12 protein-coding genes are annotated in these 13,809 nt (G+C 36.6%); 8 read left to right on the plus strand and 4 right to left on the minus strand.

What is annotated here, in order from left to right; all coding sequences use genetic code 11:
- Positions 1-2: 2 nt before the first annotated feature.
- Complete coding sequence (locus BM212_RS05090) at positions 3-380, minus strand: GntR family transcriptional regulator (protein ID WP_091896917.1); 378 nt, start codon at positions 378-380, stop codon at positions 3-5.
- A 290-nt stretch (positions 381-670) separates the two neighbouring features.
- Here BM212_RS05090 and BM212_RS05095 point away from each other — a divergent pair, with 290 nt between their 5' ends.
- The gene (locus BM212_RS05095; RefSeq protein WP_091896920.1) at positions 671-1,111 is read left to right on the plus strand and encodes an 8-oxo-dGTP diphosphatase; all 441 of its coding nucleotides are present in this window, start codon (positions 671-673) and stop codon (positions 1,109-1,111) included.
- Between the two features lie 85 nt (positions 1,112-1,196).
- Here the strand turns inward: BM212_RS05095 and BM212_RS05100 are convergent, their stop codons facing one another.
- Together BM212_RS05100 and BM212_RS05105 are read right to left on the minus strand one after the other, a co-directional pair.
- A complete protein-coding gene (locus BM212_RS05100; RefSeq protein ID WP_232226921.1) occupies positions 1,197-2,570 on the minus strand; it encodes an MATE family efflux transporter in 1,374 nt (457 codons plus the stop codon).
- 444 nt (positions 2,571-3,014) lie between these two features.
- Positions 3,015-4,412: an MATE family efflux transporter gene (locus BM212_RS05105; RefSeq protein WP_072693540.1), complete on the minus strand. Its 1,398-nt coding sequence runs from the start codon at positions 4,410-4,412 to the stop codon at positions 3,015-3,017.
- A 272-nt stretch (positions 4,413-4,684) separates the two neighbouring features.
- Here BM212_RS05105 and BM212_RS05110 point away from each other — a divergent pair, with 272 nt between their 5' ends.
- The 7 genes from BM212_RS05110 (at position 4,685) to cuyB (ending at position 13,465) form a co-directional block, all read left to right on the plus strand.
- Positions 4,685-5,437, plus strand: coding sequence for a DeoR/GlpR family DNA-binding transcription regulator (locus tag BM212_RS05110; protein WP_072693539.1), 753 nt, complete (start codon positions 4,685-4,687; stop codon positions 5,435-5,437).
- On the plus strand, positions 5,434-6,357 hold the full coding sequence (gene pfkB / locus BM212_RS05115) for a 1-phosphofructokinase (RefSeq protein ID WP_091896922.1): 924 nt from the start codon (positions 5,434-5,436) through the stop codon (positions 6,355-6,357). The genes BM212_RS05110 and pfkB overlap by 4 nt, the downstream gene beginning before the upstream one ends.
- The gene (locus BM212_RS05120) at positions 6,358-8,238 is read left to right on the plus strand and encodes a PTS fructose transporter subunit IIABC (protein ID WP_091896924.1); all 1,881 of its coding nucleotides are present in this window, start codon (positions 6,358-6,360) and stop codon (positions 8,236-8,238) included.
- A 182-nt stretch (positions 8,239-8,420) separates the two neighbouring features.
- The gene (locus tag BM212_RS05125) at positions 8,421-9,764 is read left to right on the plus strand and encodes a M20 family metallopeptidase (RefSeq protein ID WP_072693536.1); all 1,344 of its coding nucleotides are present in this window, start codon (positions 8,421-8,423) and stop codon (positions 9,762-9,764) included.
- Positions 9,765-9,955: 191 nt separating this feature from the next.
- Positions 9,956-11,152: a carboxylate--amine ligase gene (locus BM212_RS05130; protein ID WP_091896926.1), complete on the plus strand. Its 1,197-nt coding sequence runs from the start codon at positions 9,956-9,958 to the stop codon at positions 11,150-11,152.
- 34 nt (positions 11,153-11,186) lie between these two features.
- On the plus strand, positions 11,187-12,764 hold the full coding sequence (locus BM212_RS05135) for a Mur ligase family protein (protein WP_091896928.1): 1,578 nt from the start codon (positions 11,187-11,189) through the stop codon (positions 12,762-12,764).
- Entirely contained in the window at positions 12,761-13,465 is a 705-nt protein-coding gene (gene cuyB / locus BM212_RS05140) for a cysteate racemase (RefSeq protein WP_091896930.1), read from the plus strand. The genes BM212_RS05135 and cuyB overlap by 4 nt, the downstream gene beginning before the upstream one ends.
- A 92-nt stretch (positions 13,466-13,557) precedes the next feature.
- Here the strand turns inward: cuyB and BM212_RS05145 are convergent.
- A partial coding sequence (locus tag BM212_RS05145) for an ATP-binding protein (protein WP_177206341.1) occupies positions 13,558-13,809 on the minus strand: 252 nt, incomplete at its 5' end.

Below are 13,809 nucleotides of genomic sequence, written 5' to 3' on the forward strand. Positions count from 1 at the left end.
GTTTAACCTCCTGTTTTAGTATGATTCATTTCGGTTGTGATCAACTCTGTTACTTCCTCTATAGAGATATCTACATTTCGAATAGCACTAACGAAATCTTTTACGGCATGATTTACCCATTCGCTTTTTAGCTGCCTTAAAACATTTGGATCTTCGGTTATTTTACTTGGTCGATTTGGTTCAGTATGAATCAAATTTTCTGCCTCCATTTCACTGTATGCTCGCTGCACGGTGTTGGGATTTATCTTTAAATCATTAGCCAGCTGTCTTCTAGAGGGAATTTCTTCTCCAGGACGCAAGTGTCCGGCTACAATTTCTTTTTTAAGAAAATGAATTACTTGTAAGTAAATCGGATCACGTTTATTTAAAATCAAATCCATATGCAGTACTCCTTTCTCTATAAATGAAGTGATTTTCAATTGAGTAGGATGAAAATATTTCAGATGAAATATTGGGTACACGTATTTTGTATAAAATAAAAATTTCTATTCTGAATCAATAAAAGAAACATTAGTGTATTAAATTATTAATACACTAAATGCAAAAAAATCTATACGTGTAATCAATACATAATAAACTTATCAGCTGTATTATATAGTGCATACACTTTTAAAGTCAACAGCTTTTTCTAAAGTTTGTTATACTATAAGAAAAAGGTTGAGTAGTCAGGATGTTGATTATGGAAAATACTATCTTTACGAATATGGTGATGATTGAAGATGGTGAAGGAAATGTACTGGTTCAAAATCGTTTAAAAAGTTGGAAAGGTATTGCTTTTCCGGGTGGTAAAGTAGAAGCGCATGAATCTTTTGTAGAATCAGCCATTAGAGAAGTAAAAGAAGAGACGGGATTGACAGTATCCAATCTGTCGTTATGTGGGGTAAAACAATTTCAGACAAAACTTGATGAGCGCTATGTCGTTTTCTTATATCGTACGCATACATATAAAGGAGAAATCCAATCTTCTGAAGAAGGAGAAGTAAAATGGGTACCTGTAACTTCTCTTAAAGAAGAAAGGACTGTTGAAGGCTTTGATTTAATGTTGGAAGTATTTATGAACAATAATGTAAGTGAACTATACTATGAAGAGAGGGATGTCACTTTACTTTAAAAGTAAGAATATTAGATGTATTTTGAATTAGAAAAAGCATGCTCCCTTTCTGTTAAAAGTAGGGAGCATGCTTTTTAAATAGGATTTAACGGATCAGTCCTGCTAATTTTGGTAATAGTTTTGGACGTTCTGTTCCATCTAGACGACGTTTCAAACTGTAGTAAGAGAAAGTTAATGGAACAAGTGCAGCTAACCAGGCAAGCGGGTTAGAAAGTGTAACCCCCGCGAATCCTAAAGAGTTTGAAAGCAGTAATGCAGCGCCGACTCTAGAGAATAACTCCATGATTCCTGCCATTGTAGGTGCAGTGCTTTTTCCAAGTCCTTGAAGTGTATAGCGGTAGATAAACAACATAGCAAGCAAGAAATAGAATGGCGCATTTGTTGCAAAGTACAAATGAGATAAGTCTAGAATTTCTGTGTTTCCTGATCCTACGAAAAGTGCAGCAAGTGGACGACCAAAGAACACTAATACTAGACCGATAACAGCACTGTAAGTTAATACAACTTTTAATGTAGTGCGTACACCTTGCCATACACGCTCAATATTGCCAGCGCCGTAGTTTTGAGCTGAGAAAGTAGCCATTGTGATACCAAAAGAAACAAGTGGTAAAGTAGCGATACCATCGATTTTTTGAGCTGCAGTAGTTGCTGCAACAGCTTCAGGTCCTAAGCTGTTCAAAGTCATTTGGATAGCGATAGATCCAATAGCGATGATTGAGCTTTGGAATCCCATTGGGAATGCAATTGCTGAATGTTCTTTAATTTGTTTGAACCCGGCAGCCCAGTCTTCTTTATGAATACGTAAGATAGGAACATTTTTCTTGATATAAACTAATCCAATGATACTAGATACAAATTGAGAAATAACAGTTGCTAAAGCAGCTCCGGCTACACCCATGTCAAATACAAGAATAAATGCTAAGTCTAAAACGATATTCAAAATAGACGTAATGATTAAGAATACTAGTGGGGCACGGCTATTTCCAATAGAACGTAAGATGTTTGAGATCAAGTTGAACATTACAGCTGCTCCGATACCAGAGAACAATACAATTAGGTAGCTGTAAGCATGTTCAATCAATTCAGCAGGTGTGTTCATGAATTCTAAAATCTGACGAGTGAAGATCACTGCTACAATAGTCAGGATTACGCTCATAGTTCCAGAAATAATAACACTTGCTGCTAGGTTCTGTCTGATTTTTGTTTCGTCTTTTGTTCCGAAACGTTGTGCTGTCAATACAGATAGACCTGCAGTTAATCCAATTGCTAGTCCTAAGATTAATCCGTTGATACTACCAGTTGCTCCGACAGCTGCAAAAGCTTCGACACCGATTGTTTTACTAACAATGAAAGTGTCTGCCATTTGATACATTTGTTGGAATAAGTTTCCTAAGATAAGTGGGATAGAGAACATTACGATTAATTTAAGTGGGTTGCCTTTAGTCATGTCTTTGTACAATATGATAACCTCCAGTTATGCTTGAGTCATTTTCGAATAATTCATTATTTAGGTTGGCTTATGAATAAGTTCAGTAATAAATAAATAGTTAAGTTAGCCAATGAGTGATTTATTTCTTTGTTATAAGGTGTATCGAATAATATTTATTGTTAACACTTTTGACAAGTATAGGCGCTTTTTAAAAGAATACAACCCCTTTTGAAATATTCTTTGTGAAAGGAATGTGAACGGATTTGAAGGTTATAAAAGTTATGCGTTTTCATTGTTTTCATAGAGCCAAACGTTGATATTTATAGGTTTTTATGAAAATGCGACAAAAAAATGAACAGAAAATGTTGATTAATAATTTTTATATTTCACAATCTTTACATAGGAAAATACAATAGATAAAAAAGCCATCTTCCTGTTAAGAGGAAGATGGCTTTAGATTTCTAATGGGATTAATTATTTGACCTTTTGAGGTTTTAACTCAGGAGTAATAGCTTCGATATCTTCTAAAGAGTTAGATACACGGCCTGACAAGCTTCGTCTAGTTGAATAATAAGCAGTGGCAAGTGGAGCTAATGCCGCAATCCATGCCAAAGGATTTGACAAAGCAGCACCTAAAAATCCGAAAGGGATAGATAATAAAGTTGCTGCACCAGCTCGTGCAACTAATTCTCCGACCCCTGCTACTGTAGGAGCTAAGCTGTTTCCTAAGCCTTGAAGAGTATGCCGGTAAATAAAGAGTAAAGATAATACAGCATACAACGTTGAATTTACTAAAAAGAATTGTTGAATCATGCTGACAACTTCAGCTGATGCACCTGTGCCTACAAAAAGTAATGCTAATTGTCTACCCCATATTAATAAAACAATACCAATTACTATACTATAGGACAAACTCAGTTTAATAGCCTGATTTACACCGTACCAGATTCGGTTCAGTTTACGTGCCCCATAATTTTGTGCTGCATACGTCGACATAGTAACACCAAAAGACTGTAGAGGTAACATAGCAACAGTATCGATTTTTTGAGCAGCTGTAAAAGCAGCCACAGCATTTGCGCCTAATTTGTTCAGGGTAACAGTAATAGCGACAGCTCCGATTGCTATGATAGAATACTGAAAGCCATAAGGTAAACCGATTCTTAAGTGTTCTTTATATTCAATCCAGTTAAAGGTCCAGTCTTCTTTATGAATTCTAAGCAAGGGAACTTTTCGCCAGATAAATATCAGACATAAAATACTGGAAACAATTTGAGAAATTACCGTAGCGACAGAAGCACCTCTGATTCCCATATTAAAATAGAGAATCAGAATATAGTCAAGTACGATATTTAAGATGGAAGTCAATATTAAGAAATAGAGAGGAGTTTTGCTGTCTCCTAGTGCTCTCAAAAGATTTGCAAGTAAGTTGAATAGGAGTGTAGCCCCAATCCCCCAGAAGATTACATTCAAATAATCGTATGCATATTGGTAGGTTTCTGCAGGCGTCTGCATCAAAGTCAAAATTTCTTCTGTAAAAGTAGTGGTCAATAGAGTAAGGATAAGGGCAATTACAATACTGATAACGACACTAGCTGCTAAGTTTTTTCTAAGTGCCGCATCATCCTTTCTACCAAAACGTTGGGCTGTAATTACGGAAAGGCCAGCTGTTAAACCAATCGCAAGACCAATAATCAAGAACTGCAAACTGGTTGTTGATCCTATAGCCGAAAAAGCTTCCACTCCAACAGTCTGACTGACGATATAAGAATCAGCCATATTGTAAAACTGTTGGAATAGATTGCCGATCAGCAAAGGTACAGTAAAGCTTAATATCAGTTTCATGGGACTTCCAGTAGTCATGTCTTTCTTCATTAAAATAATTCCTCCTGTCTGAAAAAATAAAATAAAATAAAATTTTTAATAATTGCAAATTTAAATATAAATAAAATGTGATACCAAGTAATTATAGCTAGCTGAGAGATAAAAGCAATAGTATTGCTGCAATATTATATTAAATAGATACATAGGTAGATTTCATTTAAAAATAAACCGTGAACAAAAAGTGACATAAATGAAAGAAAAAGACATTTTTTGATTGATTTTGATCGTATTGGATGTTATATTATTAGCGAGAGGTGAAGTAAGTGCTTACAGAAGAACGATACGCTTATATCATTAGACAGATCAACCAAAGGAATACGATTACTGTTCAAGAGCTTGTAGATACATTGCATCATTCGGAATCGACGATTCGTAGAGATTTGAGCCAGCTTGAAGCGGATGGTGAGTTGATTCGAATTCATGGTGGGGCAAAGAGAAAAGTGGCGATTTCTACTGAAGACACTATGGAAGAAAAAACGGTCAAAAACGTTCAAGATAAGCAATCGATTGCTAAGATGGCAGCTGACATTGTCCAAGATCATGAAGTGATATACTTAGATGCAGGAACGACTACGTTTGAAATGATCCCTTACTTGAAAGATAAAGAGATCACGGTTGTAACAAATGGTGTCCCTCATGCATCACTTCTAACAGACTTGAAAATCGAGACAATTTTACTTGGTGGAAAAATCAAGCAGAATACAAAAGCGATCATCGGTACCTTGGCACAGGAACAGATGGAAGGTTATCGATTCAGTCGCGCTTTCCTGGGAATGAATTCAATAGATAAAGAGGTCGGGTATACGACCCCGGATTTAGAAGAAGCAATTATGAAAAAAGTTGCAATCGCTCAGACGGGTGAAGCATATGTGTTGATTGATCCATCTAAATTCGGAAAAGTCAGTTTCGTTAAAGTAAGTGATATTGAAGATTGTACGATTATTACAACTCGATTATCAGAAGAAAATAGGGAACTTGCAAACTTAACGCGAGTGGTAGAGGAGAGAACTAAATGATTTACACCGTTACACTGAATCCATCGATCGATTATGTAGTCTATATGGATAATGAAGTAAAAACTGGAGCAGTGAACCGTATCCAGAAAGATCGCAAATTCCCAGGCGGAAAAGGAATCAATGTTTCTAGAATATTATCGCAGTTAAATATAGAAAATAAAGCATTGGGCTTTATCGGTGGCTTTACCGGTAAGTTCATTGAAGATGCTTTAAAAAAAGAAAATATCATAACTGAGTTCGTTCAAGTAGAAGAAGATACACGTATCAATGTGAAAGTAAAAAGCAGCAACGAAACAGAGATTAATGGTCTTGGCCCTCATATATCTCAAGAAAAAGCGAACGAATTATTGAATATTCTTTCAAACTTGTCCAGAGAAGATGTCGTTATCCTATCAGGAAGTAAGTCAAAAGGGCTTTCAGAAAAATTCTATCAAGAAATCATTGAGAAATTGAAACAGACTGAAACGGAATTTGTGATCGATACTACGGGAAAAGAGCTGAAAGATGCTTTATTCTCAAAACCATTACTGATCAAACCAAACAACCACGAATTGGAAGAATTGTTTGATGTCAAACTTAAGACAGAAGAGGACATGAAAATTTATGGTAAAAAATTAGTTGAAGCCGGAGCACAACATGTAATTATTTCGATGGCAGAAAAAGGTGCTATGCTATTTACCGAAAAAGGTGTTTACCATGGAAAAGCTCCTAAAGGCAATCTGAAAAACTCCGTGGGATCAGGAGACTCAATGGTAGCTGGATTTACAGGTATGTTGAAACAAACAGGAAATTCTCTAGAAGCATTCAAATATGGTATTGCGTCTGGAAGCGCAACAGCATTTGAAGAAGATTTGGCAACAAAAGATAAAATAGAAGGACTGCTTTCACAAATAAAAATCAAAGTACTGGAGGAAAATTAAATGCAAATCAACGACTTATTAAGAAAAGACCTAATGATATTAGATCTTCAAGCAACTGAAAAAGAAGCTGCAATCGATGAAATGATTGAGCGTCTAGCAGAAAAAGATGTCATCTCTGATAAAGAAACATACAAAGAAGGCATCATGCAACGTGAAGCGCAAACCTCAACTGGATTAGGTGATGGCGTGGCAATGCCGCATTCTAAGAATAAAGCAGTAAAAGAACCAGCAGTGTTGTTCGCTAAGTCTTCTAAAGGAGTAGATTATGAATCATTAGACGGACAGCCAACGCATTACTTATTTATGATTGCTGCTCCAGAAGGCGGGAATGATTTACACTTGCAAGTGTTAGCTTCATTATCTCGTAAATTAGTCAATCCAGAAGTACTTGAACAATTGGACCAAGCGACTACTCCAGAAGATGTTCAAACAATCTTTGCAGAATCTGAAGAAGATACTAAAGAAGTAACACCAAGCACAGACAGTGATTCAGCAAATAAAAAATTCGTTGTAGCAGTTACAGCATGTCCTACTGGAATCGCACATACTTACATGGCAGAAGATGCTTTGAAACGTAAAGCAGATGAAATGGGTGTGACAATTCGTGTTGAAACAAACGGATCAGATGGAGCGAAGAATCAATTGACTGCTGATGAAATCCGTCGTGCCGATGGAGTGATTATCGCAGCGGATAAAAAAGTAGAACTTGCTCGTTTTAATGGTAAACATGTTTTGCAACGTCCAGTTGCCGAAGGAATCAATAAAGCAGAAGAACTGATTACCAAGGCAATGAATCAACAAGCGCCCGTATTAAGAGTGGACGGAGATGCAGTTGATAATAATGCTTCAGAAGAAGAGGGCGGAAGCGCTTGGAATACGCTATATAAAGATTTAATGAACGGTATTTCTCATATGTTACCATTTGTTGTTGGTGGCGGGATTATCATGGCGATTTCATTCATGTTTGACCGTATACCGATGGACAATAATTTCTTGTTTGATTCATTTAATACGATTGGAAGCTCAGCATTCCAATTTCTTATTCCGATTTTAGCCGGCTATATTGCTTATAGTATTGCAGACCGTCCGGGGCTGTTACCTGGTATGACAGCTGGTATTATGGCAGTTGATAGTAACGCTGGATTCTTAGGTGGTTTAATTGGTGGTTTTGTAGCTGGTTATGTTATGAACTTAATCAAAAAATCACTTCGTGGAGTACCGAAGTCATTTGAAGGATTAAAATCAATCCTGATGTACCCGGTATTAGGTCTGTTGGCAACCGGATTGTTAATGTTCTTTATTATCAGTCCAGTATTCTCTACTATTAATACAGCAATGATTAGTTTCTTGGAAAATTTAGGTACGGGAAACGCAGTGCTACTTGGAGCTGTTCTAGGTGGTATGATGGCAATAGATATGGGTGGCCCATTCAATAAGGCAGCCTACACATTCTCAATCGGAATTTTCACGGATACTGGCGATGGTAGTTTGATGGCAGCAGTTATGATGGGTGGTATGATTCCGCCATTAGCAATAGCGCTTGCAACAGTGTTATTTAAAAATAAATTTACTGATGTAGAAAGACAATCAGGATTATCTAACTTTGTATTAGGGTTATCATTCATTACAGAAGGTGCTATTCCCTTTGCAGCAGCAGATCCAATGCGCGTAATAGGGTCATCAGTCATTGGAGCAGCAGTTGGTGGGGGATTGAGTCAATTATGGAATACAGCTATCCCAGCACCACACGGTGGTATCTTCGTAGTTGGATTAGGAGATAATATACTCTTATTCTTACTTGCATTAGTTATTGGAACAATTATTTCAGCAATAATTTTAGGATTCTGGAAACCTGAAGTTAAAAATGAAGTAAAAGTATAAATTAAAAAACAGAAAAAGCTTATCACAAAAAAAGTAATTGAACCCGTCTTTCCCCAAAAAGGAAAGACGGTTTTTTTATGTTAAAGCTTGACTTTTTCACACAAACTAGTAACGTATTTAAGAAGAAAAAGAATATGAAATTCAAGAAAGTTGAAGCAAAGTATACATAGAGGGAGAATGAAATGAAAAATTATATTACTCAAGTGATTAAAGAGCAAAGCTTGTCTTCTTTAGAAAGGCTAGTCAATATTCCTTCATATATTACGCAAGCCGAGTCAGAAGAAGGGGGATTTCCATTTGGAGAAGGAATTGATCGGGTATTAAAAGAAACACTCCAGTTATGCAAAGAATTAGGAATGGATACTTACTACGATCCCAAAGGATATTATGGATATGCAGATTACGGAGAGGGTAAAGAGACGGTCGGTATTTTATGTCATTTAGATGTAGTACCTGAAGGTGATACCGCAAAATGGCACACATCTCCATTCGTGGCAACGGAACTAGATGGCGTAATGTATGGAAGAGGAACGCAAGATGACAAAGGACCTACAATTGCAGTATTATATGCGTTTAAAGCACTAGTAGATGCAGGAGAAACTTTCAATCGTAAATTGAGATTTGTATTTGGAACAGATGAAGAAAGTTTATGGCGTGGAATGGATAGGTACAAACAATATGAAGAAATACCTGATATGGGATTTGTACCAGATGGGGCATTTCCACTTACCTACGCAGAAAAAGGACTGCTACAATTCAAATTGACTGGTCCCGGCTCTGATAAAGTGAAACTGAATTGCCCAGGAGCTCCTAATGTTGTGCCGGCAGCAGCAGACTATCAAGGTGTTGAAAAGAAATCCCTAGCTGAAGCATTCTCTCAAAAAGGAATCCAATATAAACTGACAGATGAACAAATCACTGTATATGGAAAGTCTGTGCATGCAAGTACGGCTTTTAAGGGCGTTAATGCAATCAATTTACTAGCAACTCAGTTAGCTGTTTTTCAGCCTCATCCAGCTATTTCTTTTTTAGCAGAAAAGGTAGGAGAGGAAGCAAATGGATTTAGTATTTTTGGTAAAATTAGTGATGAGATTTCTGGGCAACTGACTTTTAATGTAGCTTCTTTAAGAATCGATGAAAACCACGCTGAAATAATGATAGATATGCGAATTCCGGTTTCATTTTCCTCAACAGAATTAGTTAAACAGTTAAAAGAAGTAGCAGCAGATTATGGGTTGGAATATCAGAAGTATGATGAGCTGCCGTCACTTTATGTTCCTAAAGACAGTTTGCTAGTGAAAACTTTAATGGACATTTATAAAGATAAGACAGGCGATCATCAAGAACCGATGACTTCTGGGGGAGCTACTTACGCTCGATCAATGCCGAATATGGTTGCTTTTGGTGCGCACTTTCCGGGAAGTCCGAGTTTGGCACATCAGGAGAATGAAGGAATAATATTAGAAGAACTATATAAAGCAATGGATATATATGCAGAAGCAATCTATCAGCTTTGCTGCAAATAATTAGAACTTGTAGTTAAAATTTAAGAATTTACCTTAATGAAACAGTTGGTACTTCTACAAAAATCTTGCAGTTTGATGTATAATGAGTGAACGTGTGTAGATCCGTATTAATTGAGTACCAATCCGTATTTTTGAGATCTATGCATGGAAACTATTCAAAGTGAACGCTTATGAAGGAAGAGAGAATTTAAATGACACAACAACATAAAGCAGTCGTTTTAGGAGCAAATTATTATATTGGATTAAGTATCATTCGATGCTTAGGTCGTGCAGGAGTACCCGTGGTTGCAGTGGAATATCAGAAAGAAGGAGCTTATGCACTTCATTCAAAGTATTTATCTGAACAACTGATTGGACCACATTATAAAAAAGAAAGCTCTGCATTAAAAGATTTTTTAATTGAATATGCGAGAAAACAAGATTATAAGCCTGTTCTGTATCCGACGGCGGATCCATATGTAGAGTTTATAGATGAGTATTTAGATGAGTTAGGTGAATATTTCCTAATTACACAAAAAGAAAAAGGCTTATGGACGCGTCTGATCGATAAAGATTCTTTATATATTTTAGCGGAACAACATCAGGTACGTGTACCTAAAACGATTCAAACAACTCGACCAGATTTGATCGAGGTAGTTGAATCTGATTTGGGATATCCCTGCTTAGTGAAACCGGCTGATTCCACTATATTTGTTGCTGAATTTCGTAAAAAATTATTCAAAGTACATGATCGGGTTGAATTGGAAGAAGCTTTGAAGAGATCTGAAGATGCACATATCGAAGTTGTTGTTCAACAACTAGTTCAAGGATTCGATGATCACATGTATACATTTGATGCCTATTTGAATCAGGAGTCTAAGGTGACTCACTGGATGACAGCCCAGAAACATCGTCAGTATCCAATTCATTTTGGAGCATCTGTATATACAAAACAGCGTTACGTTCCGGAACTCTTTACAATTGGCGCACCTTTCTTAGAGAAGTTAGGATATAAAGGGTTCGCAGAAATCGAGTTCAAGAAAGATGCAGATACTGGTGAATATTACCTAATTGAAATTAATGTAAGAACCACGAATTTCAATCAGATGATTGCAGACGTGGGACTGAATATGCCCTTGATAGCTTATAAAGAATTGACGGGTCAACCAATCGGTTCTAGAATCATCAAAGAAGATACAGGACAAGTCTTCCACTATATGTATGAGGACTTGCATGCTTCAAGAGCTTATGTAAAAGCGGGAGACTTAACTTGGGGTCAGATAATCAGATCTTATAAAGCCAACAAAACCGGAGCTATCTGGTCAAGTGATGATCCGAAACCGGGCATCCGATTCATAGGCAAATTCGTGAAACGTATAGTGAGTAAAGTTAAGAAAAGAAACGCTTAAATTAGAAGGTTAAACTGAAAAGGAGAAACGACTAATGATTCAATTATCAACTTTACTTGATGCAATTGAAGTAAAAGAATCGAAAAACCATCATGATCAATTGGTCTCTGAAGTGGCTTATCATTCAGAAAAAGTAAAAAAAGATGCACTGTTTGTTTGTATCAGAGGATATAAAACAGATGGACATCAATACGCAGAAAAGGCAGTTCAAAGTGGGGCAGCAGCGCTTGTGGTAGAAGAATTTGTCCCGAATCTTCATGTTGCCCAATACTTAGTTGATGATTCCCGTCAGGCGCTAGCAGCTCTTGGTGATCAGTATTATAATCATCCTTCTAAAGACTTAAATGTTATTGGAATAACAGCTACCAATGGTAAAACATCTACATCATTTATGACTAATGCAATTTTAGAAGAAAACAACTGGAAAACTGGACTTATGGGTACAGTTATGGTCAAATTCGGTGAGACATTGATTCCGAGCGTTTTAACAACCCCTGAGTCACTTGACTTGCATGAATACTTTGCGAAAATGCGTGACGAAAATATTTCTCATGTAACAATGGAAGTTTCTTCTTCTGCGTTAGATTTGAAAAGGGTAGGAAATGTTGACTTTAACATTGTAGCGCTAAACAATATCAGTCGGGAACACATTGATCTTCATGGTTCCTTTGAAGAATATTATAATGCGAAAGCAAGTCTGATCAGAGAAGCTTCTGCCGATGAATTTGCAGTATTAAATTTAGACGATGCTCATTCCGCATCGTTAGCCCAGGAAACAAAAGCAACTACTGTCACGTACGGTATAGAAAATGATAATGGGCATTTATATTGTTCAGATATTGATTTGTCCACAGGAAGAGGAACCTTCACAGTTGAAATCAAACGACCTTTTCAAACAGTGAATGGTGATTGGATAAAGGAATCTTCTTTTAAAGTAACACTCTCAGTAGCTGGATATCATTCTGTTTATAATGCAATGAGTGCAATTGCCATTGGTTTGATCAGTGGTGTTTCTATCCCAACGATTCAGAAAGGAATCAGAAACTTCAAAGGTGTAGAACGCAGATTCCAGTTTATTTATGAAAATGATTTTAAAATAGTAGATGATCATTTTGCTAATGCTGGAAATATTGACGTAACGTTAGAAACACTCACAAAAATGGATTACAACGATTTACATTTAGTTTATGCGATTCGTGGAAGCAGAGGAGTGACAACAAACCTGGAAAATGCAGAGACCTTGGCTAAATGGGTTCCAGAATTGGGCTTGAAAAAAGTAATTGTTTCTTTAAGCGAATCTCATGTAACAAGTAAAGATATAGTGACACCAAAAGAGCTTGAAGCATTTGAAAAAACGATGGAAAAAGCTGGTGTAGAAGTTGAGTTGCACCATGAAATGCCGGATGCTTTACAGTCAAGCCTTGAACAAGTGAAGGCAGGAGATTTGATTGTAATGGGGGGAGCACAAGGAATGGACTTTGGAGCTAAATATATCTTGAACCAGCTTGTCGAAATGAAACCTGAATTAGATGCAGAAGCTATACTCGCACCCTTGAAAGAGCGAGTTGCTGGAATAGACGAGTCTTTTTTGAATAAGGAAGATGCTCAGTGAATAAACAGGAAAAAGTGATCGGTGTTTTAGGCGGAATGGGACCGGAAGCAACAGCTAGTTTCTTCTACAAATTGATTCATTCGACTAAAGGAGTTAAAAAGGATCAAGACCATTTTAGGATATTTATTGATAACAATCCTAAGATACCTGATAGAACAAAAGCGATACTAGGAGAGGGCGAAAGTCCACTGCCAGCTTTGATAGAAACTGCTAAAAATGTGGAAAAAGCCGGTGCTGATGTCATTGCTGTTCCGTGTATAACCTCCAATTATTTCTTGAAAGAAGTTCAAAAGGAAGTAACTATTCCAATTGCAGACGTATTTGCCGAGTTGAATAAGTATCTAAGACAAGATCCAAATAACATAAAAAAAGTTGGCGTATTATGTACAACCGGAACTCGTAAAACTGAACTTTTTCAAAACAAGCTGGATGCATTTGAGATTTTTTATCCAAGTCCCGATACTCAAAAAGCAAAAGTTATGGAAGCTATATACGGTCCAGAAGGAATTAAACAAGGAAATATTGGAAATGTTCCTAAACGACTACTTCAGGAAGCTGCGTTAGAATTGATCAATGCGGGTGTAGATGTGATTATTTCAGGGTGTACAGAGATAGAACTAGCCTTAAAACAAGAAGATGTAACAATCCCACTGATTGATCCTATGCAGGTTCTTGCAGAAAGTTTAACAAGAAACACCTAATAATTAAATATAAATGTCAAGGACAGTATAAAAATGTAGGTTTATGACAGAATAAAAATGTAGGTTTTTGACAGTCTAATTTAGAAGTCCATTTATATTTTCCCTTTCATACGATATGATTTTCCAGTAATCTTGAAGACTTTAACATGGTGAACCAAGCGATCAAGAATGGCGGCGGCTATTTCAGAATTCTGAAATAGCTCCCCCCATCGAGATAAGATAATATTTGTCGTAATCATTGTTGATTTTTTTTCGTAACGCATCGTTAATAGTTGAAAGAAAAGGTTAGCTTCAACTTTTTGAATTGGTAAATAACCTATTTCATCAATGATCAAAAGATCATA

This window comes from Marinilactibacillus piezotolerans, from assembly GCF_900114235.1.
GTDB classification, from domain to species: Bacteria; Bacillota; Bacilli; order Lactobacillales; family Carnobacteriaceae_A; genus Marinilactibacillus; species Marinilactibacillus piezotolerans.

What these genes read in the sequence shown, in the direction of transcription:
- BM212_RS05125 (WP_072693536.1), top strand. Translation starts at nt 8,421, where the DNA reads ATGAAAAATTATATTACTCAAGTGATTAAAGAGCAAAGCTTGTCTTCT.
- BM212_RS05120 (WP_091896924.1), top strand. Translation starts at nt 6,358, where the DNA reads ATGCAAATCAACGACTTATTAAGAAAAGACCTAATGATATTAGATCTT.
- BM212_RS05135 (WP_091896928.1), top strand. Translation starts at nt 11,187, where the DNA reads ATGATTCAATTATCAACTTTACTTGATGCAATTGAAGTAAAAGAATCG.
- BM212_RS05105 (WP_072693540.1), bottom strand. Translation starts at nt 4,412, where the DNA reads ATGAAGAAAGACATGACTACTGGAAGTCCCATGAAACTGATATTAAGC.
- BM212_RS05090 (WP_091896917.1), bottom strand. Translation starts at nt 380, where the DNA reads ATGGATTTGATTTTAAATAAACGTGATCCGATTTACTTACAAGTAATT.
- BM212_RS05095 (WP_091896920.1), top strand. Translation starts at nt 671, where the DNA reads ATGTTGATTATGGAAAATACTATCTTTACGAATATGGTGATGATTGAA.
- BM212_RS05130 (WP_091896926.1), top strand. Translation starts at nt 9,956, where the DNA reads ATGACACAACAACATAAAGCAGTCGTTTTAGGAGCAAATTATTATATT.
- pfkB (WP_091896922.1), top strand. Translation starts at nt 5,434, where the DNA reads ATGATTTACACCGTTACACTGAATCCATCGATCGATTATGTAGTCTAT.